This window comes from Larkinella soli, assembly GCF_003703975.1.
Lineage (GTDB): Bacteria > Bacteroidota > Bacteroidia > Cytophagales > Spirosomataceae > Larkinella > Larkinella soli.
In genome coordinates, this window is record NZ_QTJY01000005.1 from 48,970 (window position 1) to 68,361 (window position 19,392).

Consider the following 19,392-nt stretch of genomic DNA (forward strand, 5'->3'; position numbering starts at 1 on the left):
TACCTTTCGCACAAGAATCCTGAACCTCCATGAAAAAGCCCCTGATTTTCCTGACCAGCCTGCTCCTGGCGTTTGTGCCCGCTCGCCGAGAACCCATCAGCAGGGAAATGGCCTCGGCCGTACAGGCCTTTCTGGGCACGCTCGACAACACCCAGCGTCAGCTGGCGGTCTACCCGTTCGAGAGCGAGGAACGGTTCAACTGGTATTACATCCCGAAAGAACGCAAGGGACTGCCGCTCGGCAAGATGAAACCCGAGCAGCAGAAAGCCGCCCTGGCCCTCCTCAAAACCGCCCTGAGCGATCAGGGTTACACGAAAGCCACTTCCATCATCGACCTCGAAAACGTGCTGCGGGTAGTGGAAAACCGGCCGCCGAACGACACCTACCGCAATCAGGATAACTATTACTTCACCTTCTTCGGCGAACCGACCGGAAAAGGGGCCGACAAGGACAAACCCTGGGGCTGGCGGGTCGACGGACACCACCTGTCGCTTCAATTCTCCTCCCTGAACGGCAAGATCATCGGCATGGCCCCGGCTTTTCTGGGCAGCAACCCGGGCATCGTCCGGATCGAGGTTCCGCAGAAGGGCAAACAGATTCTGAAAGACGAGGAACAACTGGCGCTGGCGCTGGTCAATTCGCTGAACAGCGACCAGCTGAAGAAGGCGCTGATTAGTGAAACCTGCCCGAACGACATCTTCACCACCAACAAACGGAAGGCGTCGCTGGAAAAAATGGAGGGGCTGCCGATGCCGGAGATGACCGAAAGTCAGCAGAAAACGTTCATGGCGCTGCTGGAAACCTATCTGAACAACTACCACGTCACGCTGAAGAACCAGCAGATGGACAAGCTCAGAAAAACCGGGCTGGAGAAGCTGGTCTTTGCCTGGGCGGGCGACCGGCAACCCGGCTTCGGACCCGGCAAGGGGCAATACTACCGCATCCACGGCCCGACGATCCTGATCGAGTACGACAACGCGCAGAACAACGCCAACCACGTTCATTCCGTCGTGCGGGACCTGAACAGTGATTTCGGCGAAGATGTGCTGGCGGAACATTACCAGCACGAACACAAATAGCCGGTCGGCTCAGAAGTCGATTTTCCGTCTTCCTTCCTTCACTTCCCGGCGTTTCCGTTTCTCTCCCAGCCGCTCCTCCTTCGAGGCTTTGGTCGGTTTGGTGACCCGGCGCGGTTTAGGCTTCTCGAAGGCTTTCCGGATGAGTTGACAGAACTTTTCGGTCACCTTGTCGCGGTTGGCGAGCTGCGACCGTTCGGTCTGGTGATACAGCACCAGTACGCCCTCCGTGGTCAGTTTGCCGGCCAGCTTTTCCAGCAATACCGCCTTTTCTTCCTCACCCAGCAGGGCCGAGTTCGGAACGTCGAAATACAGCTCCGCCTTGGTCGAAACCTTATTGACGTTCTGACCGCCTTTGCCGCCACTGCGGGCAAACTGAAACTGCAATTCCGGAAAAAGTCGTGTGGGGTCCATGCGCGTTACGGCCGGTTTGTTTAATCATTTTTATCCAAATACCGGCCAAAGGTACAAACAATCGAACAGGCTCAGGGTTCTTTCATACTACAACCGCCCGACGAATACCAAACAGGCAACGACATGGCACACCACGAAAAAATCGATACGATGCTCGACGATACCAACCAGGCGCTCGGCGGAGGGGCCCCCTCGTCGACCACGGCCGAGGGCGTCAATCTGGTAGAAGACTGGATCGTGATCCTCCGAACCCAGCCCGAATGGACCACGGTCGTTCCGGCGCTCGAACAGCTTCGGGATGCCCTCGACGGTGACGACCTGGTGGCGGTTCAGCGACTGCTGAAAGACATCGCCGACCAGACGGCCGTCATTGCCACAAACGCCACCGGCGACAGTCGTCACGGCCTCAACCAACTGGTCGAAAACCTTCGGGATTTCAGCCGGGCCATGGCCAAATAAACGAAACACCTTAAACGAAGTTATACAGATCATGGCATCTCAGCCCTCAACCCAGCTGATCAACACCACGACGCAGGTATTCAACGGCGCCGTTTCCTCCGTTTCCCCCCAGGACGGTATCTCGCTGATCGACAACTGGATCACGGCCATTCGCAGCGGTGGAGACAACGGAAACGCCCAGCAGGTGGCCGGAACGCTCCAGGAACTGAAAAACCTGCTCCAGGCCGGTAACCCCGATACCCAGCAGATCAAGGAAACCCTGCATAACCTGGCTTCCCAGACGGAAGACGCGGCCCAATCGGCCGATGAGGTGATCGAACCGCAACTCAACCAGCTGGCCAAGTCCCTGCGGTCCTTCGGACACCTGATTGCCGGGGAGCCCCATGAAGGCGCCGGCGAGGAGGATTTCATGCAGGGCCGCGGGCAGATATTCACCCAGACCGGCACCGGCAGCGCGGCCGGCAACGCGGGTGCCCCGGAAATGGGCACCGGTGCCACAGCCGCAGGCGCCCCGGATTCCGGACCGAGTGAGCCTACCGGCGCCGGCCCCGAACGCAGTTCGACCGGCGAGGGCGGAGGCAACAGCCGGCAGCTGTAAAGACGTCGGGGCCGGATCGAAAGCGGTTCCGACCTCACTAATTAGTTCGTATATTCACAATAGTTACAACGTATGGCAAACCAACATTCTCAGGCTCCGCACGCCAACGCCGTGACGCTGATCGATTCGACGATGCAGTCGTTCGACGGCGGGCCGCTTTCTATTTCAAGCCAGGAAGGGCTGTCGCTCATCAACGACTGGCTTCATTCCCTTAAAACCTCCGAAGCCGACAACATTGCCGGAACGCTCCAGAAACTGAAAGCCGCTTTGCAGGAGCCCATGATCGACAATGTTCACGTCAAAAACATTCTGCTGGGCCTGGCCGAGCAGACCGAACGCTGGGTCCCGCAGGCGGGCGGAGAATTCCCGGCCCGGCTTCAGAACCTGGCCACGGCTTTAAGGAACTTCGGAAACCAACTAGCGTAATCAATTTTTGAATAAATGAATTGTTGAATGATTGAATGAAGCTTCGCGGTGCTCAGAATGGCAGCGCTTATTCAACAATTCAATCATTCAACAACTCAACAATTTGTCCTCTCATGCCTTCGAACGCACTAACCCAGACCACCATACGAGCGACGCTCAGCACCTTGCAGGGAGACGGCCCTGCCGATGTTTCACCCCGCGACGGTCTATCGATTATCGATGACTGGCTGAAGGTCATCGGCGAGTCGCAGCCGGCGGCTACGCTTCGGCAGGAACTGATGCAGCTCCGGTCCATGCTGATGATGCCCAATCCCGACACGGACCAGCTGAAGCAGTTGCTCGGCAATCTGTCCTACCGGACTCATATGCTGGCGCAGAACCTGGAGGGCCCCTGGGTTAACGACCTGGAACAGATCGCCCAGGCGCTGAATGATTTCGGTAACCAACTATAAGACAGTAACCATGGAACAGCCTACGGAGCTTATTACAACGACCGTTACTTCTCTGAACGACGGCGGGATTACCAGCATCATCCCGCCCGACGCGTTTCCGCTGCTCGATCAGTGGCTCGACACGCTGGAACCTTCCGGCCAGACGCAGCAGATCATCACCTCGCTCAACGATCTGAAAAGCCAGATCGACAGCGGCAACCCCGATGCGGTGGTGGTCCGTACGATCCTGCTCGACCTTTCGGACCAGACGAGCGTGCTGGCGTCCAACGCCGACGCGGACCTGCGCCGGCCACTGGCCGATCTGGCCGACGCGATCCAGACGCTGGCCACCTCTTTGTAAATCCGGCGCTTTCCGCCTAATATTGCTTTCATCTTATGGCTACCCACTCTCAAACGATGGAGCTGCTCGACCGGACGCTCGACGCGCTCAGCCAGGACCCGGCTTCCAGGGCAGTGAACGACGGAAAAAGTCTGATTGCGCCCTGGATCGGTATTCTGAATGAAGCTGAAAACACCCGCCCGATGGCCGAAAAACTGTCGGAATTGCAGAAGGCCGTCGAAAACTCCGCCGGTTCGGACACGATCCAGCCGATTCTGAAGGACCTGGGTACGGCCGTGCTGGAATTCGGCGCTGAAATCGGCCCGGAAGGCGAACTGACGATTCTGATGAGGAACCTCGGGCAGGCGCTCACGACTTTGGGAGACCAACTTGTACCCACTTCATGACCTACCCCATCATCACGCTTACGCTCAACCCGGCGGTTGATAAAAGTACGACGGTCGATTATTTCGTAGCCGAACAGAAACTGCGCTGCTCGACGCCCCGCTACGACGCGGGCGGAGGGGGGCTGAACGTTTCAAAAGCCCTGAAACGCCTGGGCGGACGGTCGCTGGCGTTCTTCTCGTCGGGAGGCCCTTCCGGCCAGCTGCTTCAGGATCTTCTGAAAAAGGAAGGCATCGACTTCCGGATCATCGCCACGCAGGAATGGACCCGGGAGAACTTCATCGTTACCGAAACCCGCACTAACGCGCAATACCGCTTCGGCCTGCCCGGCCCGACGCTGACGGCTGCCGAGGCCGACGCTCTGCTGACGGCCCTGCGTGAACTGCCTGCCCGACCCGAGTACGTCGTTGCCAGCGGAAGCCTCCCTCCCGGTCTGCCCGATGACTTTTATGGCCGCATCGCCCGGGAGGTACGCAGCCTCGGTGCCCGTTTTATTCTGGATACCTCCGGCGAACCGCTCCGGCTGGCCGCTAACGAAGGGGTGTACCTGCTGAAACCGAACCTCGGCGAACTGAGCAAGCTGGCCGGGGTCGAAAAACTCGAAGCGGATGACGTCGACGATGCGGCCAAAGCCATTATTGCCCGCGGAGATTGTGAAGTAGTGGTCGTTTCGCTGGGGCCTTCGGGGGCGTTGTATGTCACAAAAGACCAGTGCGAACACGTGCCGGCCCCGATGGTGAAGAAACTGAGTACGGTCGGCGCCGGCGACAGCATGGTGGCCGGCATGACCTGGGCGCTCTCTCAGGGCAAAACCTTCGGGGAAATGGTCCGGCTCGGGGTGGCCTGCGGATCGGCCGCGACCATGAACCCCGGCACTGAACTCTTCAAAAAAGCGGACGTCGACCGCCTGCTCGACTGGATCAACCAGTATGGAAGCCGGTATCAGTCCCTTCCCAGCCAACTCGAATAAGCGGGCTGGTTTCCGGTTCACAAATCGATCTGCATCCGGATGTTCGACCGACGGTAGGGCGACGGAATGAGGTCGACCTGCCGGAAACCGGCTTTTCTATACAGTTCGATGGCGGGCGTCAGGACGGTATTCGACTCCAGAAACACCTGCCGGGCGCCCATCCGCCGGGCTTCCTCTACGGCATGCAGGCACAGTTTTTTGCCGATCTGCTTTCCCTGCGCTCTGGGCGCGACGGCCATTTTCACGAGTTCGAACACCCCGTCGCCCGCGTTCAGCAGGGCACAGGTGCCGACGACCTCACCCTCGTACCGCGCGAAGAAAACCCGCCCTCCCCGGCTGAGAATATATCCCTCCGGATCACCGAGGGCCTTTCGATCCGGTTCCTCCACCTTGAAATACATTTCGATCCACTCCAGATTCAGGTCCCGGAAGGCATCGCGGTAAGCAGGGTCATAATCGATAATTTCGGTCTCGTCGTCCGGCTTCATCGCTGGTTCCAGTAGATAAGCACGTTCAGCGTTGCCCGGCCCGACGCGATCAGGTCGAGATCCCCGTCGTTGTCGAGGTCGGCGGCCTGGAGGTCCTCGCAGGCCATCATTACGCTGTCGTCGAGCGGGTATTCTTTCCAGGTCTGGAGGGTATTGTCCGGCACGAACAGCCGCACGCCCACCTTCTTGTCGGCATTCGGGTTTCGCCAGCCGACGGCCACCTGATCCGAACCGAGCTTGAGAAAGTCGGCGCAGACCAGTGCGTGGCCCTGGCTCAGCTGCTCGGTGAGCGTCTGCTGCACGCCGTACATCAACTGATTCGGGGCATCGGCGATGGGGCCGTTTTTATAAACCACCAGTTTATTGCCGTGCATGGGTTCGACGGAAGCCACGAACGGCACCTTCCGGTCCCCCTGAAATCCCCGCCGAACCTCACCCATGCCGTTGCCCGCGCCGATCCATCGGTCGACGGGCATCCAGCGCCCGTTCCGGTAGGCGACCTGTTTACCGCCTTCCTTACTGCCGATGAGCATCCGGGTTTCCCCGGCGTCTTCCCAGATTTCAAAGTTGTGGGTCATGTGCAGCGCCGAATCCACCATCATCCTTTTCCAGGGTTTCCGGACATCTTTGGGCGGCTCGTAGGCCAGCACCCGCACGCCCCGACCCTCGCCGTTTTTGTTACCCAGCCCATGCAGCGGCACCACGATCAGCTGATACTGGTTATTCCCGACCCTGGCCCAGCGCATCCGGTGCGTCGTGATCTCGTGATGCAGCCGGACCGGCTCCCAGGTCTGGGTAGGATCTTTCGGGCGGATGAGGTAGAATACCGCCCCGGATTTGGTGGTGTCGTTCGTTTCGGAAGGATTCCAGCCTGCTCCGACGGCCACCTCGACGCGGCCGTCGCCGTCGATGTCGCGGGCGGCAATGCAGACGTTATCCTGCGGGGTCAGATTGGCGGCCATCACGTGACGCTTCCAGGCATCACCGGCCTTGCCGGGGTTGCGGTACCAGACGAACTCCTTCTGGTCGGCCATCAGGATGTCCGGCTTCCGGTCGCCGTCGACGTCGCCGACGGCCAGGCCGTAGCCGATCGCGATCTGGTTATCGACGACCTGTATCTTAAAATTAGGTGTCTGGGCGTAGAGCGGGCCGATCAGGAGCAGAAAAGTGATCAGGGTTCTCATCGGAAAGGAAGGGGGTTTGGAACGGATGTACTTTCCTCAATATTCGGCAATCGGCGGGCCATTTTCAAGGGTTCGGCCCGAATCCTTCCTGCCGCTCCAGCGTTCACCCGGCCGCAGCACCCGGTACGGCGTTCCCTGCCGCCCGGCTTCCCGGACGAAGTGTTCGGGGTCTTCGGTATTGAATTCAAAGAGGTGATAGTGGTGCGGGATGACCAGGCCGGCGCCGATGACTCTGCCCAGCCGGGCGGCCTCTTCCGGGTTCAGATTGCCGGCCACGCGCCGTTCGGGTTTGTTGCCGTTGATCGGCAGAAATGCAATATCGACGGCGAAGGGCTTCAGAACGTCCTCCATACCGTCGTACCACAGCGTATCACCACTGTGATAGACCGACCAGGGGCCGGCCTGGACCACGAAGCCCATGAACCGGCAGCGGCCCTGTTCGTCGCGCTCCAGCGCATTGTGAGCCGCCGGGACGCCGTGGACCGTAAAACCGGCGACCGATACCGTCTGCCCGTCGTTCAGGCCGAGGGGGAAAGCCGGGTCGCAGCGAAGGCGCTCGGTCACGAAGGCCCGGTTGGCTTCCGGGATGATGAACTGCGCCGTCGGGCCGGCGGCAAAGAGGGGTTGCAGGGTTTCGGCGTCGAGGTGGTCGGTGTGGTTATGGCTGGAGGTGACGAGGTCGATCATCGTCAGCCGTTCGGGGGCCACCACCCGTTCCGACATCCGCACGTGCGGCTTATCGGTTCCGGCGTATTTCCGGGTCAGCGAATCCGACAGATAGGGGTCGAACAGCAGATGCCGGCCCTCCCACTGGAGCAGAAACCCACTCTGCCCCAACCACCAGACGTGCAGGTGTCCGGGCTGCAAACGGGCGGCCTCGATGTCGGCCAGCAGCGCCTGATCTTTTTGAAAAGCAGGAATCAATTGCTTCATGAATAAAGTTATCTTTGTCGAAGCAAGTTACAGAAATCATGATTGGGGTTAAAGACGCGGCCCACCAGGCCTATAATTACCTGAAAGAATTGTTACCAGGTATTCAGGATATTCTTCTGGAAGAAGTCGAAATGGACGAAGAAAGAAAGCACTGGCTGGTCACCCTCAGCTTTTTTATTAAACCCGAACGGCCGACCTCTCCCATTCTCAACCTTACCGGTTTTGAGAAGCAATATAAAACCTTTAAAATCGATGCCGATAATGGAGAGGTATTGTCAATGAAAATTAGAGAACTACAAAAGTGACCAGACAGGAATTTTGGCAGTGCGAAGGGTTGCTTGTCGATACAAACATTCTAATCCTCATCGTCATTGGATATTTAGAACCGTCCCAGATCGGGAAAGATAAACGAACGAGCGCCTATACCCGGGAAGATTATTTCCTTCTGGTAGAATTTACCCGGTTTTTCAAAAAACTGGTTACTACCACGAATATTCTCACAGAGGTCAGCAATCTGATCGAAGGCTTGTCGTATAAAGGAAACCCAGTGCTTTCCGTTCTTCCTCACCTGATTGAAACTATTGAAGAACTCTCTTTCCCCAGTCGGCCTGTGATGAACGCCGAGACTCGTTTCTTCGCCAGGTTCGGCCTGAGCGATACGGTCTCGATGGCCTTCGCGAAGAAGAACTATCTAGTCCTGACGGATGATCTGAAATTCTATTACTATCTGGAAAGCCAACACCTGCCGGCTCTGAATTTCAACCATTTGCGAACCAGTAGTTTACTGGGTCTGTAAAAACCGGCCGGCCGGCAGCGGCTTGCGGGCGAAGTTGGCGACCTGACGGACAAAGCTGGCGATACCGACGTAGTGCACGATGTCGGCATACATCAGAAAATCCTTGAAAAAGCCTTCGACCGGCCCTCGCTTATCCATCTTATACGTATTGGTAGCCGACCAGGGCACCCACCGGACCTTCTTGTGGTTCTTCCACATATATTCGTTGACCGCCAGTTCCAGCTGAAAGCCTTCCACACGGTCCTCAAGTACTTTTCGCAGGTCCTCGGTCCGCAGAATCCGCTCCCCGGACAGCAGAATGTCGGCGCGGTTCATCTTCACGAACCATTCGGCATTCAGCCGGCGCAGAATGATCATGTCCACGTCAGGACAATTCTCCACGCCCTGCACAATCTGTTTCAGTTCTTCCCGGTCGACATTCTGGAGGTCGGCGTCCATCAGCATCACGTAGGGCGTGTGAACGGATTTCAGCCCCTGCTTGATGGCGGCCGTTTTGCCCTGATTTTCCGGAAGCCGGATCACGGTGATACGGGGCCACCGCTGCCGGATGCGGGCCAGCGTGTCGTCTTCGGAACCGTCGTCCACACAGATGATGCGGTCGAACACGTTGAGGCTGGTCACACTATCCAATACGGAAAAAATTCGTTCTCCTTCATTGTAAAACGGAATGATGCAGGACACTCCACACTTTGTTTCCATACGCCACACGCGGTTGTTCTTTGCTCTAAACAACCATTTAACCCCCTGGAATGTTGGCGCAAAGCGATCAATCGGCCTGCCGCATCCTCCGGGCCCCCTCCACCATGGCGGCTAACTTCCGGCGGGCGGCCCAGCGGGCGGTCTGGCTCAACCCGCAGTCGGGGGCCACGGCCAGCTTTTCCGCCGGAATGTATTTCAGGCACATCCGGATGCGCTCCATCACGTCCTCGACGGTTTCGATGTAATAGTTCTTCACGTCGATGATGCCGACGGCCACGTCCATCCTTTCGGCAAAGTCGGCGATCCGCTCGATCTCGTCGAATTCCCGGTTGGCCATCTCGACATGGACTTCATCCACCGTCAGGTCCAGAAAATCGGGCAGCATGGGGTGAATCTTGCGATACCCGACGGGCCGCCCCTTGAAATTCCCGAAACAGAGGTGCGTCGACAGCCGGCATTTTCCCACCACCGGCGCCACGGTGCGGTTGAAGATATCGACAAACCGGCGGGTATCCTCCCGGTAGGCATAACAGGACATGGAAGGCTCGTCGACGGTAATCTCGGTGCAGCCGGCCGCCACGAGGTCTTCCAGCTCTTTCCGGACAATCGGCAGCAGGGCCTCGGTAATGTCGTAGCGGTCTTTGTAACGCTCGTTGGGCAGCATCCGGCCGCTGAGTGTATAGGGACCGGGAACGGAAGCTTTCAGCGTCGGTCCGGCCGGAGCCAGCTTCCGAAGCCGCTGGAACTCTTTGACGGCACCCAGACCGTTCGGTGCGGTCAGCTCGGCCACGATCGAGTGGCGGCCCCGCTGGTCATGAGCGGCCGGACCGAATTTGCGGGTTTCGGCATGGTTCGGCTGAAGGCCCTGGATGTAACCGTAGAACGACAGGTTGAAGTCCAGACGGGTCTGTTCGCCGTCGGAAATGACGTCTAACCCGGCGGTGGTCTGGTCATGGACGGCGGCCACGACCGCATCTTCGATCATTTCCTCGATGTCGGCCGGCCCGAACCGGTCCAGGTTCTGAGTGGCAAATTCGAGCCAGCCGGGAAACGGATAGCTGCCGATGACGGTGGTTCGAATGGGGATGGGTTGCATATCGGTTGGGGAGTTTAGGGGTTTGGGAGTTGAGGGGTTCGTTGGGTGAAGGTGTAGAGGTGTTTGGGGTTGTCGATGAACAGGTTTTTGATGTAGGAATCGAGATGGCGGCTTTTCAGGTCGTCGAGGAAGGTGGTCAGAAGCCAGGTCAGGCCCGGTTTTCCACCGTACGACTGCCAATAGTTCGACCGGGCCGCATCCATCCCGACGGTCAGCCGGTCGGGAAACTCGGGCAGCAGAGCTTCGAGCAGTTGGTAGGTGCCGTTCGGTTCACCCGGTTTCCAGCGAAAGCCGCTGTCGTATTCCAGCCGCACACCGGTTTCCAGCACCGCCCGGTGGTAGTCCGGGTCCGGCCGCCGGTCGACGTGCGAGAGAACGACGTGTTCCAGGTCAGCTCCTAATTCGTGAAACCGCTCGGCCTGTTCCAGCGCCTGTTTTCCTGCATTGGTATGGGTCAGGATGGGGGCGCCGGTTTCGCGGTGGGCGTTGACGACGGCCCGGAAGATTTTCTCCTGATGCGGGGTGATCGGGTCGTCGCCCGTGGCCAGTTTGATCAGTCCGGCCCGGTAGGGCGTCCGCTCCACCAGCGGGCCGTTGTAGTCATGGGCGTCGATGCCTTCCCGGATGTCGGCGATGAACAGCCGGGTGAGCTGGTCCTCCGAATAAGCATACCGCCAGTGATTCGGCGGATAATACTTTTCCAGGTGGATGCCGGTGGGGGCGATCAGCTGAATACCGCTCCGACGCGCCACCTCCGCCAGTTTCAGCACATTGCGGCCGCAGTTGGCGGGCATGGTATCGACCATCGTCCGGCCCCCGGCTTCATACACCCGGCTGAGTTCCTCGGCCACTTTATCGACGTCGTTCAGCAGAAAATCCGGGTTGCCCAGCGTCGGAAAGCTTTCCTCGATGATGACGTGTTCGTGCGAATAGGTCACGCCCATGCGTTCCGGCTCGATGTCCCCCAAAACGGTTCGTACGAAGCTCATCGTCCAACGTTTACATTCTGCTTTCTTTTCCAGCCATATCGCGACGTATCGGCCACGGTTTCCGGCAGTTCCAGCACGGCCCCGATCTGCCGCAGCCGGTCCCGCAGCCCACCTGCCTCCACCTGACCGGCGGGTTCGTCACGCACCAGCGACTGCACGGCCGCCAGCCCGGCCGCCTGCCCCATGGACATGGTCTGAGCCATCGAACGGCACGAAGCGTGGGCGTCGTGCGTGGCGGAAAAACACCGCCCCACCACCCAGACGGTGGAACTGCCGCGCGGCACCACCGTGCCGTAGGGTACCCCGTATACCCCGTGGCCGGGGATGTATTCCCAGTGGGTTTCGTCCTCACCGTTCCGGCCCTGCCGGTGGTCTTCGATGGGCGCTCCGCAGAGCAGAATCGTGTCGTCGGGAATCCGGCCCGCCATGCATTCCTCCTTCGTCAGCCGGTGCAGGCCGTAGACCCGCCGGGTTTCGCGGACCCCGATCTGGTGCGACAGGCCGATGATGGACGACGCTTCAAAACCGGGTACGCTATCCCGGAAAAACGCTTCGTAAACGAACGCCTGCCGGCGGCCTTCCACCTCCGCTTCCGTCAGCGATTCGGCATCGAGTGCGGAGTGTCCGGCCACTTTCACGGCCACCGTCGAGATGCAGTTCCGGGCGTTCATTTCGTGGGCCGAGCCGTCGCGCCGGGGCAGCGGATGCCGGCCGGTGTCGACGGCTTCGTGCATTTTTTCCTTCAGCATCCTTTTACCGCCCGCGCGTTCATACCGGTCGAGATCGACGTTGCTCATGCGGAAGGTGGTGGTCAGGCTCTGGGCGGGTTCGGCGTCGCCGGCCCGCTCGTACTCGAAACCGGCCAGGTGGCAGAAGTCCGCGTCGCCCGAAGCGTCGATCACCCGCCGGGCGACCACGCGGTAAAAACCGCCTTTGTTCCAGAAAATGCAGGCATACCGCTCGCCCTCGGCGGCCACGTCGACCAGGGTGGTATGAAGCAGATACCGGATGCCGTGTTGCAGGATCAGCCGGTCCCAGACGGTTTTCAGCCGTTCAGGATTATAATTGACGCCGGTTCCGGCCCCGTAGGTGTTGGGCCGCAGAAAGATGTCGCCCGTCCGATCGAGCTCGTCGACTACGCGGTCGGGCCAGCCGCCGACCACCTTGCGGGGAGCCGGGCCGGGCGTAAAGAAGCCGTAAAAGGTGTCGAGCATCTGGGTCGAGGTACCGCCGGGAAAGCCGTAGCGCTCCACGAGCATGACCGAATACCGCTCCCCGGCCGCAGCCGCCAGAGCCGCCACACAGCCCGCCGACCCGGCCCCGACCACCAGAATATCGGTTTCGGCCAGCAGCGGAACCCGGGAGGTGTTGAAGTACGAGAACATACGAGAGGGGTTAGATTCCAAATTTCTGCCGGATTACCTCCCGGCTCATTTTCAGGCTTTCGCGGAGGGGCCGCGTCGGTTTGAAACCGCCCGGGAACGCCAGCTCCACAGTGAGGTCGCCGGCAAACCGGATTTTCTTCAGCTGACGGGCGATGGCTCCGAAGTCGGTGATGCCTTCACCGAGGGCCTCCGACCAGGTGCCGGTCCAGCGGTGGTCGCGCAGGTGGAGGTAGACGATCTTTTCACCGTATTTTTCCAGGAACGTCAGCACGTCGACTTTCGCCTGAAACAGCCAGTCGAGGTCAGGGCCGAGGGCGATATCCGGCACGCGCTGCAGCGTATTCTGAAGATCGTACAGGTCGTCGGCCACCTCGTAGGTATGGTTATGCAGGTTCGGTACGACCCGGTTTTGTTGACAAATCGCCTGAATCCGTTTCAGCGTGTCGGCCTGCGCGTCGAACTGCTCAGGCGTTTTCTTCTTCGGAGCGCTGCCGACCGAGATGCCGAGCGTCCGGCCTCCCAGTTTACCCAGCCGCTCCACCACCTTAGCCGCGTCGTCCAGAATTTCCGGCTGCCGGCTTTTATCCCACATTGGCTGGCTATACGACGCTCCGATGACCGGCACGCCCTGTTTCCGGGAAATCTCCCCGATCCGCTCGACGGCGTCGTCATGACGCAGGTTGACGTCCATCAGCTCCACGGCTCCGATCCCGGCGTATTTGACGTCCGCAAACACCTGATCCAGCACCGGAAAACAGTCGAAACCGGGTTTGTCGGACGAATACACCCAGACGTGCATTCCGACTACGGGTTTATGGTTCTGAAAGGAAAGGGCATCCGTCAGCGCGAAGGCTCCTGCGGCCGCCAGGAAGGAACGACGATTCAGCATGAATTTGAAGGGATTGCCGGGATTTTAGCGGGTATTGGCAGGTACGCCGGATTCGGCGGCCTCACTGACGTACGATGGAAAACCGACCTGGGCGTACAGCTTCGCGATCCGGTGGGCGTGTTCGTCGTAGGCGGCCTCGAACAGCTCGACGGCCCGCTCCGAGCCGACCACGGCCGCGCTGCTCAGCACCTTCGGCGGCCGCCCGGCTTCGGTCAGCAGACGCGCCACCTCGGCTTTGAGGCAGTTGATGATCAGCGCCCCGCCGACGGTGCTTCCCGGCGAAACCGGCGTATCCAGCCCCGGCACGCTCACCATGGCATCCCCCGCCGGAGCGCCGGTGTCCAGCACCAGATCGGCGAAATCGCCCAGCTTGAGGCCGTCGGCGCGTTTGCTGGTGCTTTGTTCCGAGTGTTCCTTCGTAATCAGCGCCACCACCCGGATCCCCCGCCGGCGGAAGCCTTCGGCCATCTCGACGGGCACGACATTACAGCCGCTCGACGAAATGACGAGGGCCGTATCCTGCCCGGACAGATCATAATTTCGCAGGATACGCTCGGCCAGGCCCGACACGTTCTCCAGAAACATGGCCTGCCGCTGCCCGTTGGCTCCGACCACCAGATTATGGAACGTCAGCGAAAGCTCGACGATGGGGTTGAAGCCGGGAAACGAACCGTAGCGCGGCCACATCTCCTCGACCATGATCCGGCTGTGTCCCGAGCCGAAGACGTGTACCATGCGGCCCGCCAGAATCGTATCGGCAAACCACCGGGCCGCCTGCCGAAGCGGCTCCTCCTGCCGCTCCACGGCGTCGATGATCGCCCGGCTTTTTTTGAGATATTCCTGTATCATCCTGTTGGTTGTTATTTTTTGTTTTTCAACCCTCCCCCCCCACGGCCCCGGCGGCCCCGATCGCTCCGGCCCAGTCCTCGAAATGGGCCTTGCGGAGGGTGGTGAATTTACCGGCCGGACGCCACTCGAAAACGTCCAGAAACGCCTTCAGCGGCCCGAACAGGGCGTCGTCGGCCTGTACGATGCCGCCCCCCAGCACCACCACCTCCGGCGAAAAGGCGTTCGCCAGACCGGCAATCGTGACGGCCAGCCGGCGGATCGAGGTCAGCCAGACCAGCGTCGCCAGCGGTTCGTTCTGCCGGTAGGCGTCCACCAGTTCGTGGGTGGTTTTGTAGCGGTCGTAGGAGCGCCGGGCCACCGTCGAGTTACCGATGGCATCTTCGATATTTCCCGGCATATTACTGATTCCCAGATAGTCGCTGTCGGCATCGGTAGTAATGTGGCCCAGGTGGCCGGCCATCTGGAAATAGCCCTGATACAGTTGCCCGTTGACGAGCAGCCCCCCGCCCACCCCGGTTCCGAGCGTCAGCATGAGGGCGTTCCGGATGTCGCGGGCGGCTCCGTAGCGGGCTTCGGCCATGAGGGCTGCGTGCGCATCGTTCAGCACCCTGACCGGCGCACCGAAGTAGTCCGCCCAGACGAAGTGTTCCAGCCCCGGCAGGCGGCCGGGCATACAGAGAATGGCGTCGTTGGCGGGGTTCGGGATGCCCGGCGCGGAAAGACCCACCCCGGTTACCGGCCCGCCGGCAGCGGCTTTCAATTGCCGGAACGTATCCAGTACGGCCGATTTCCACCGGCCGTCTTCGCTGTCGTTGGTCGGACAGACGACGCGGTGCAGAACGTTGCCGGTCGCTGCGTCGATGAGCACGCCCTTGATGCGGGTGCCGCCGATGTCGATGCCTATCGTCATGGTTGTCCGAATTGTCCTTCGCTGACTTCCCAGCCGCCGTCGACGGCCAGCACCTGCCCGGTGGTGTACCGCGAGAGGTCCGACATGAAGTAGACGGCGGCCCCGTCGAGGTCGGCCGGCCGGCCGATGCGGCCGCCGTCCAGGGGCTGTTTGGTTTTGATGAAATCAAGAATGGCGGCATCATTGGCGGCCCGCTGCGCCATGGGCGTTTCCACGAGGGCGGGCGCCAGCACGTTCACCCGGATGTCGCTGGCCGCGTAATAGGCCGCAATCGATTTGGTGAATCCGATGATGGCGGCTTTGGTGGCGCCATAGGCATGGGTGGCGAAATACCGGGGCGAGGGCGAAAAGCCCAGCACCGACCCCATGTTCAGAATGGTGCCGCCGGTATTCTGCTCCAGAAATGCCCGGACGGCCGCCTGATTCGACAGCATAAGCGAGGTCAGGTTCAGTTCGAAGGTACGGTTCCAGCCGTCGAGGCTCAGCTCATGCAGCGGCCCGTCGCCGAAACGCCGACCGCTCCCGCCGGCCACATGATACAGCCCGTCGAAACGACCGAATTCACCCCGGCAGAGCGTGATGGCGGAGACCGCCGTGGCGGGGTCGGTCGCATCGCCGTTCAGGGCCCGTCCGTAACCGGCGAGCAGGGCTTCGGCGGCCTTACAACTCTCTTCATTCCGGCCGACGACCACCACCCGGGCGCCCTGTTCGATGAAGGCCTGAGCGGCAGACAGCCCCAGACCGGTGGTTCCACCGACCACGACGATTGCCTTTCCGCCTAACCATTGCTGTTCCATACGCGATAAAAACGACTGCTGAATTCCGGGTAACGAAGGTAGAAAGCGACATTCATAAATCCTACTACTTATTATAATAAGTTGGCGATTTTATCATTTTTCGTATACTTGTTCAGCAATACCCTTTTTCGATGAACGACCGGCCTACACGCATCCCTCAGTACCAGTATCTTTACGAAATCCTACGCCAGCAGATCATCCGGGGCGATTTCAAGTCCGGCGACCTGCTGCCTTCCGAAAAAGACCTTCAGAACCAGTTTCGCCTGACCCAGCCCACCATCCGACAGGCGCTTTCGCTGCTCGTACAGGACGGTTACATCCGCAAGCACCAGGGCAAGGGCAGTATCGTGCAGCCGCTGCCGATCGGGCTGGGCGTGATGTCGATTGTCGGGCGGCTCGCCAATACGGGCACCAGCCGCCGGACCGAACGGATCACGACGGTGATTCTCCACAAGCCGCACGTGCAGGAATTTCCGGAAGAGGTGCTGTTTTCTCCCTCGGAGGAAGACGTCAAAACCGGCTTTTATTATCTGGAACGGGTGCGGGCCGTCGACGACGAACCGGTATTCTTCGAGCGGCTCATCCTGCCGAACCGGTATCTGGCCGGCTTCTCGCGGCAGCGGCTTGAAAACCGCTCCCTGTTCGATCTGCTGCGGACCAAATACGGCCTGCTGGTGAAGGGCGGAGAACAGAAAGTGCTGGCCGCCGGCGCCGACGAAAAGCTGGCCCGCGTGCTGAACGTGCCGTCGGGAAGCCCCGTGCTGCGGCTCGACAAACGCATCGATACCAACCGCTCGGATTTTAGTTTCTATTCTTCGCTGTACGCCCGAACCGACTCCTTCATTCTGCACGGCCGGTTCTGACCTCAGGCCGGCAGGACGATGGTGAAGGTGGCTCCCCGGTCGGGCGACCCGTCGGCCGTGATGACACCGCCGTGATTCTCGACGATCTTTTTACAGATTGCCAGACCGATGCCGGTTCCTTCGAACTCATTGCGGCCGTGCAGCCGCTGGAAAATGGCAAAGATCTTTCCGGCGAAGCGGTTGTCGAAGCCGATGCCGTTGTCGGAAAAGCAAAGCTGCAGATAGCGCCGGCCGGACAGCAGGCCGTACGGCGTTTCTTCTCCCGGGTGCAGATACCGGTGAGTAACCCGGATTTCCGGCGGCCGGTCCGTCCGGGCGAATTTCAGGGCGTTCGTCAGCAGGTTGAGAAATACCTGCCGGAACTGGGTCGGCACCACCGGCACCTGGGGCAGGCCGTCGGACCGGATCACGGCGGCCTTCTGTTCGATCTGGTGGTCGAGTGCCTGGAGCGTTTCGTCCAGAATGCCCTGCAGACTGACCGTCTCCTGCGATTGCTCGGAGGTGAGCTGCGAAACCGACAGCACGTCGCCGATCATGGCGTGCATCCGGACGGCGGCATCGATGATTTTGGAAAGGTACAACTGCCCGTCGGCGTCCATTTTTTCGTGCTGCGTCTGGAGAATCCGGTCGCCGAAGGTCGAAATTTTGCGGAGCGGCTCCTTGAGGTCGTGGCTGGCGATGTAGGCAAACTCCCGCAGGCTGGCATTCGACTGCTCCAGCCGGCGTTGTTTTTCCTCCACTTTCTGCTCGGCCTCGACCTGGCCGGTAATATCGAGCGAGATGTTCAGGATATGTTCCACCAGGCCGTCGGGCGTCCGGTCGAAGACCGTTCCGAAAGTCTGAAGCCAGAGATACTGCCCGGAACGGTTTCGCATCCGGTACCGGAATTCGACCACTTTCTCGTCGGTTCCGGCGCCCTGCACCCGGTTGGCCTCTTCGACCGCCCGCTGGTTTTCCTCCATGATGCGGGTCAGGTCGTCGGGGTGGATCAGCGTCATCAGGAAACCGATTCCTTCGTCGAGAACCTGCCGGGCGGAGTAGCCCAGAATCTTTTCGATTCCCTGGCTGACGAACAGATAGCGGCCCGTCCGGACGTTGAAGGTCGTGATCAGCGAGGGGGCGGCATCCGCAATTTTCTGGATAAAAATCTGCTGCTGACGGAGTTCCTGCCCGGCCGTCCAGGGTTCCGTCACGTCCTGCCCCGTCCCGAGCATCCGCACCGGCCGGTGGTTGTCGTCCAGGATGACGCCCCCGCGGGCGTGAAGCACCCGGACGGTGCCGTCGACCCGGACGATGCGGTGGTGAAAGTCATTGGGCTGCCCGGTTTCCAGTGACTCCCGGACCTGCCGCGTAACCGTCTCCCGGTCGTCGGGATGCACCAGACGGAGGAACCGCTCGAATGAAATCACTTCCGACTGCGGTTCAAGGCCGTAGATCCGGAACAGTTCGTCGGACCAGTGTACCTGGTTGGTGGCGATGTCCCAGGTCCAGTTGCCGATGTGGGTCAGGGCCTGGGTCTGGTGATAGAGCCGGACGGTTTCCTGAAGCTGGGCTTCGCGGTTCAGAAGCTGTTCGGTATTTTTCTTCTCGTTGTCGATGTTGAGGCCGATGCCGATGATCTGCCAGGGCCGGCCGTCGGTAGTTCGCCGGAACACGGATTCGTAATTCCGGATCCAGCGGTATTCACCGGATTTGGCCTTCAGGCGGTGTTCAAACGTCCGCACCTCGCCGTCGGCGGCCGTATCGAAGGCCTGGAAGTGGGCCAGCACGCGCGGAAGGTCTTCGGGATGCTGAACGATCTCCAGGTAGCGCGACCCCATCTCCAGCAGTTCCTCATGCGAGTAGCCCAGCAGCTGCTCCACTTTCCGGTTGGAGTAGACCTCCTGTTGCTGGAGCAGGTCGAAGACGTAAATGACGCCGGGGGAGGTCCCGGCCAGCTTCTCGTTGAAATAATGCTGTTCCTCGATGGCCTCCCGCATCAGGCCGACGTACATTTCCGTTCCGCGCGTCTGCAGGTAAAGGGCATAATCGTCGATTTCCCGGATGATTCCGACCAGTTGAAGCGGGTCCTGGGTGTAGCGGGGCAGAAACGTCAGAAAGGCCTGTTTCCGAATGTAACCGATCAGGGAAATGTCTCTCGGAGAAATCTGTTCCCGCCCGACCAGCTTTAACTGGTTCTGCCGCCAGCGGTCGAGCGACTCCTCCACAAATTCGGTAGTACGGTTTTCGACGAAACACTCCAGGAACTGGATCACCGACTGTTTCGTATAGGCCAGCAGTTCCTCCTCCGTCATCGACGGAAGGTACCGCAGCATGGGCAGATCGGCCTGACGGGAAAGCCGAAGCATCTCCCCCGCAAACTCGTCCGGACAGGAAGTCATCAGGAAACGGGCAT

The 19,392-nt window shown here is 60.1% G+C and carries 24 protein-coding genes; 11 read left to right on the forward strand and 13 right to left on the reverse strand.

What is annotated here, in order from left to right:
• Positions 1 to 29: 29 nt before the first annotated feature.
• Positions 30 to 1,079: a DUF3500 domain-containing protein gene (locus DX909_RS13940; RefSeq protein WP_164851280.1), complete on the forward strand. Its 1,050-nt coding sequence runs from the start codon at positions 30 to 32 to the stop codon at positions 1,077 to 1,079.
• Between the two features lie 9 nt (positions 1,080 to 1,088).
• On the opposite strand, the gene arfB is transcribed toward DX909_RS13940, so the two are convergent.
• Positions 1,089 to 1,490, reverse strand: coding sequence for an alternative ribosome rescue aminoacyl-tRNA hydrolase ArfB (gene arfB, locus DX909_RS13945; protein ID WP_128545797.1), 402 nt, complete (start codon positions 1,488 to 1,490; stop codon positions 1,089 to 1,091).
• Between the two features lie 123 nt (positions 1,491 to 1,613).
• Between arfB and DX909_RS13950 the strand changes: the two genes are divergently transcribed.
• The 7 genes from DX909_RS13950 to DX909_RS13980 all read left to right on the forward strand — a co-directional run bounded on the left by DX909_RS13950 (position 1,614) and on the right by DX909_RS13980 (position 5,119).
• Entirely contained in the window at positions 1,614 to 1,949 is a 336-nt protein-coding gene (locus DX909_RS13950) for a hypothetical protein (RefSeq protein WP_128545798.1), read from the forward strand.
• Positions 1,950 to 1,980: 31 nt separating this feature from the next.
• A complete protein-coding gene (locus DX909_RS13955; RefSeq protein WP_128545799.1) occupies positions 1,981 to 2,547 on the forward strand; it encodes a hypothetical protein in 567 nt (188 codons plus the stop codon).
• A 72-nt stretch (positions 2,548 to 2,619) separates the two neighbouring features.
• Positions 2,620 to 2,973 (forward strand): hypothetical protein, encoded by a 354-nt coding sequence (locus tag DX909_RS13960; protein WP_128545800.1) that lies wholly within the window; start codon positions 2,620 to 2,622, stop codon positions 2,971 to 2,973.
• A 113-nt stretch (positions 2,974 to 3,086) separates the two neighbouring features.
• Complete coding sequence (locus DX909_RS13965; protein ID WP_128545801.1) at positions 3,087 to 3,425, forward strand: hypothetical protein; 339 nt, start codon at positions 3,087 to 3,089, stop codon at positions 3,423 to 3,425.
• A gap of 10 nt (positions 3,426 to 3,435) precedes the next feature.
• On the forward strand, positions 3,436 to 3,765 hold the full coding sequence (locus DX909_RS13970) for a hypothetical protein (protein ID WP_128545802.1): 330 nt from the start codon (positions 3,436 to 3,438) through the stop codon (positions 3,763 to 3,765).
• A 35-nt stretch (positions 3,766 to 3,800) separates the two neighbouring features.
• Positions 3,801 to 4,151, forward strand: a complete 351-nt coding sequence (locus DX909_RS13975) for a hypothetical protein (protein ID WP_128545803.1) — start codon at positions 3,801 to 3,803, stop codon at positions 4,149 to 4,151.
• Positions 4,148 to 5,119: a 1-phosphofructokinase family hexose kinase gene (locus DX909_RS13980; protein WP_128545804.1), complete on the forward strand. Its 972-nt coding sequence runs from the start codon at positions 4,148 to 4,150 to the stop codon at positions 5,117 to 5,119. The genes DX909_RS13975 and DX909_RS13980 overlap by 4 nt, the downstream gene beginning before the upstream one ends.
• 17 nt (positions 5,120 to 5,136) lie before the next feature.
• Here DX909_RS13980 and DX909_RS13985 read toward each other — a convergent pair whose 3' ends face one another.
• Genes DX909_RS13985 through DX909_RS13995 form a run of 3 tightly spaced genes read right to left on the reverse strand, consistent with a single transcriptional unit; the run spans position 5,137 to position 7,724 of the window.
• Positions 5,137 to 5,607, reverse strand: coding sequence for a GNAT family N-acetyltransferase (locus DX909_RS13985; protein WP_128545805.1), 471 nt, complete (start codon positions 5,605 to 5,607; stop codon positions 5,137 to 5,139).
• Positions 5,604 to 6,791, reverse strand: coding sequence for an FG-GAP repeat domain-containing protein (locus tag DX909_RS13990; RefSeq protein WP_128545806.1), 1,188 nt, complete (start codon positions 6,789 to 6,791; stop codon positions 5,604 to 5,606). The genes DX909_RS13985 and DX909_RS13990 overlap by 4 nt, the downstream gene beginning before the upstream one ends.
• Positions 6,792 to 6,827: 36 nt before the next feature.
• The gene (locus DX909_RS13995; RefSeq protein WP_128545807.1) at positions 6,828 to 7,724 is read right to left on the reverse strand and encodes an MBL fold metallo-hydrolase; all 897 of its coding nucleotides are present in this window, start codon (positions 7,722 to 7,724) and stop codon (positions 6,828 to 6,830) included.
• 38 nt (positions 7,725 to 7,762) lie between these two features.
• Here DX909_RS13995 and DX909_RS14000 point away from each other — a divergent pair, with 38 nt between their 5' ends.
• On the forward strand, positions 7,763 to 8,029 hold the full coding sequence (locus DX909_RS14000) for a hypothetical protein (RefSeq protein WP_164851281.1): 267 nt from the start codon (positions 7,763 to 7,765) through the stop codon (positions 8,027 to 8,029).
• Entirely contained in the window at positions 8,026 to 8,520 is a 495-nt protein-coding gene (locus DX909_RS14005) for a PIN domain-containing protein (RefSeq protein WP_128545809.1), read from the forward strand. Before DX909_RS14000 ends, DX909_RS14005 begins: the two co-directional genes overlap by 4 nt.
• On the opposite strand, the gene DX909_RS14010 is transcribed toward DX909_RS14005, so the two are convergent.
• From DX909_RS14010 to DX909_RS14045, 8 genes are all read right to left on the reverse strand, one after another.
• Positions 8,506 to 9,219, reverse strand: a complete 714-nt coding sequence (locus tag DX909_RS14010; RefSeq protein ID WP_128545810.1) for a glycosyltransferase family 2 protein — start codon at positions 9,217 to 9,219, stop codon at positions 8,506 to 8,508. The genes DX909_RS14005 and DX909_RS14010 overlap by 15 nt on opposite strands.
• Before the next feature lie 67 nt (positions 9,220 to 9,286).
• Positions 9,287 to 10,315: a methionine synthase gene (locus DX909_RS14015; RefSeq protein ID WP_128545811.1), complete on the reverse strand. Its 1,029-nt coding sequence runs from the start codon at positions 10,313 to 10,315 to the stop codon at positions 9,287 to 9,289.
• Positions 10,316 to 10,329: 14 nt separating this feature from the next.
• Positions 10,330 to 11,304, reverse strand: coding sequence for a phosphotriesterase family protein (locus DX909_RS14020; protein ID WP_128545812.1), 975 nt, complete (start codon positions 11,302 to 11,304; stop codon positions 10,330 to 10,332).
• On the reverse strand, positions 11,301 to 12,689 hold the full coding sequence (locus tag DX909_RS14025; RefSeq protein ID WP_128545813.1) for an FAD-dependent oxidoreductase: 1,389 nt from the start codon (positions 12,687 to 12,689) through the stop codon (positions 11,301 to 11,303). Before DX909_RS14025 ends, DX909_RS14020 begins: the two co-directional genes overlap by 4 nt.
• Before the next feature lie 10 nt (positions 12,690 to 12,699).
• Positions 12,700 to 13,578, reverse strand: a complete 879-nt coding sequence (locus tag DX909_RS14030; protein ID WP_128545814.1) for a sugar phosphate isomerase/epimerase family protein — start codon at positions 13,576 to 13,578, stop codon at positions 12,700 to 12,702.
• A 24-nt stretch (positions 13,579 to 13,602) separates the two neighbouring features.
• Positions 13,603 to 14,427 (reverse strand): sugar isomerase domain-containing protein, encoded by an 825-nt coding sequence (locus DX909_RS14035; protein ID WP_128545815.1) that lies wholly within the window; start codon positions 14,425 to 14,427, stop codon positions 13,603 to 13,605.
• 25 nt (positions 14,428 to 14,452) lie between these two features.
• The gene (locus DX909_RS14040; RefSeq protein ID WP_128545816.1) at positions 14,453 to 15,337 is read right to left on the reverse strand and encodes an ROK family protein; all 885 of its coding nucleotides are present in this window, start codon (positions 15,335 to 15,337) and stop codon (positions 14,453 to 14,455) included.
• Entirely contained in the window at positions 15,334 to 16,134 is an 801-nt protein-coding gene (locus DX909_RS14045; protein ID WP_128545817.1) for an SDR family NAD(P)-dependent oxidoreductase, read from the reverse strand. Before DX909_RS14045 ends, DX909_RS14040 begins: the two co-directional genes overlap by 4 nt.
• A gap of 131 nt (positions 16,135 to 16,265) precedes the next feature.
• Here DX909_RS14045 and DX909_RS14050 point away from each other — a divergent pair, with 131 nt between their 5' ends.
• Complete coding sequence (locus DX909_RS14050) at positions 16,266 to 16,997, forward strand: GntR family transcriptional regulator (protein WP_128545818.1); 732 nt, start codon at positions 16,266 to 16,268, stop codon at positions 16,995 to 16,997.
• A gap of 2 nt (positions 16,998 to 16,999) precedes the next feature.
• Here the strand turns inward: DX909_RS14050 and DX909_RS14055 are convergent, their stop codons facing one another.
• On the reverse strand, positions 17,000 to 19,378 hold the full coding sequence (locus DX909_RS14055) for a PAS domain-containing sensor histidine kinase (protein WP_128545819.1): 2,379 nt from the start codon (positions 19,376 to 19,378) through the stop codon (positions 17,000 to 17,002).
• Positions 19,379 to 19,392 lie beyond the last annotated feature (14 nt).

What these genes read in the sequence shown, in the direction of transcription:
- DX909_RS13940 (WP_164851280.1), top strand. Translation starts at nt 30, where the DNA reads ATGAAAAAGCCCCTGATTTTCCTGACCAGCCTGCTCCTGGCGTTTGTG.
- arfB (WP_128545797.1), bottom strand. Translation starts at nt 1,490, where the DNA reads ATGGACCCCACACGACTTTTTCCGGAATTGCAGTTTCAGTTTGCCCGC.
- DX909_RS13950 (WP_128545798.1), top strand. Translation starts at nt 1,614, where the DNA reads ATGGCACACCACGAAAAAATCGATACGATGCTCGACGATACCAACCAG.
- DX909_RS13955 (WP_128545799.1), top strand. Translation starts at nt 1,981, where the DNA reads ATGGCATCTCAGCCCTCAACCCAGCTGATCAACACCACGACGCAGGTA.
- DX909_RS13960 (WP_128545800.1), top strand. Translation starts at nt 2,620, where the DNA reads ATGGCAAACCAACATTCTCAGGCTCCGCACGCCAACGCCGTGACGCTG.
- DX909_RS13965 (WP_128545801.1), top strand. Translation starts at nt 3,087, where the DNA reads ATGCCTTCGAACGCACTAACCCAGACCACCATACGAGCGACGCTCAGC.
- DX909_RS13970 (WP_128545802.1), top strand. Translation starts at nt 3,436, where the DNA reads ATGGAACAGCCTACGGAGCTTATTACAACGACCGTTACTTCTCTGAAC.
- DX909_RS13975 (WP_128545803.1), top strand. Translation starts at nt 3,801, where the DNA reads ATGGCTACCCACTCTCAAACGATGGAGCTGCTCGACCGGACGCTCGAC.
- DX909_RS13980 (WP_128545804.1), top strand. Translation starts at nt 4,148, where the DNA reads ATGACCTACCCCATCATCACGCTTACGCTCAACCCGGCGGTTGATAAA.
- DX909_RS13985 (WP_128545805.1), bottom strand. Translation starts at nt 5,607, where the DNA reads ATGAAGCCGGACGACGAGACCGAAATTATCGATTATGACCCTGCTTAC.
- DX909_RS13990 (WP_128545806.1), bottom strand. Translation starts at nt 6,791, where the DNA reads ATGAGAACCCTGATCACTTTTCTGCTCCTGATCGGCCCGCTCTACGCC.
- DX909_RS13995 (WP_128545807.1), bottom strand. Translation starts at nt 7,724, where the DNA reads ATGAAGCAATTGATTCCTGCTTTTCAAAAAGATCAGGCGCTGCTGGCC.
- DX909_RS14000 (WP_164851281.1), top strand. Translation starts at nt 7,763, where the DNA reads ATGATTGGGGTTAAAGACGCGGCCCACCAGGCCTATAATTACCTGAAA.
- DX909_RS14010 (WP_128545810.1), bottom strand. Translation starts at nt 9,219, where the DNA reads ATGGAAACAAAGTGTGGAGTGTCCTGCATCATTCCGTTTTACAATGAA.
- DX909_RS14015 (WP_128545811.1), bottom strand. Translation starts at nt 10,315, where the DNA reads ATGCAACCCATCCCCATTCGAACCACCGTCATCGGCAGCTATCCGTTT.
- DX909_RS14020 (WP_128545812.1), bottom strand. Translation starts at nt 11,304, where the DNA reads ATGAGCTTCGTACGAACCGTTTTGGGGGACATCGAGCCGGAACGCATG.
- DX909_RS14025 (WP_128545813.1), bottom strand. Translation starts at nt 12,689, where the DNA reads ATGTTCTCGTACTTCAACACCTCCCGGGTTCCGCTGCTGGCCGAAACC.
- DX909_RS14030 (WP_128545814.1), bottom strand. Translation starts at nt 13,578, where the DNA reads ATGCTGAATCGTCGTTCCTTCCTGGCGGCCGCAGGAGCCTTCGCGCTG.
- DX909_RS14035 (WP_128545815.1), bottom strand. Translation starts at nt 14,427, where the DNA reads ATGATACAGGAATATCTCAAAAAAAGCCGGGCGATCATCGACGCCGTG.
- DX909_RS14040 (WP_128545816.1), bottom strand. Translation starts at nt 15,337, where the DNA reads ATGACGATAGGCATCGACATCGGCGGCACCCGCATCAAGGGCGTGCTC.
- DX909_RS14045 (WP_128545817.1), bottom strand. Translation starts at nt 16,134, where the DNA reads ATGGAACAGCAATGGTTAGGCGGAAAGGCAATCGTCGTGGTCGGTGGA.
- DX909_RS14050 (WP_128545818.1), top strand. Translation starts at nt 16,266, where the DNA reads ATGAACGACCGGCCTACACGCATCCCTCAGTACCAGTATCTTTACGAA.
- DX909_RS14055 (WP_128545819.1), bottom strand. Translation starts at nt 19,378, where the DNA reads ATGACTTCCTGTCCGGACGAGTTTGCGGGGGAGATGCTTCGGCTTTCC.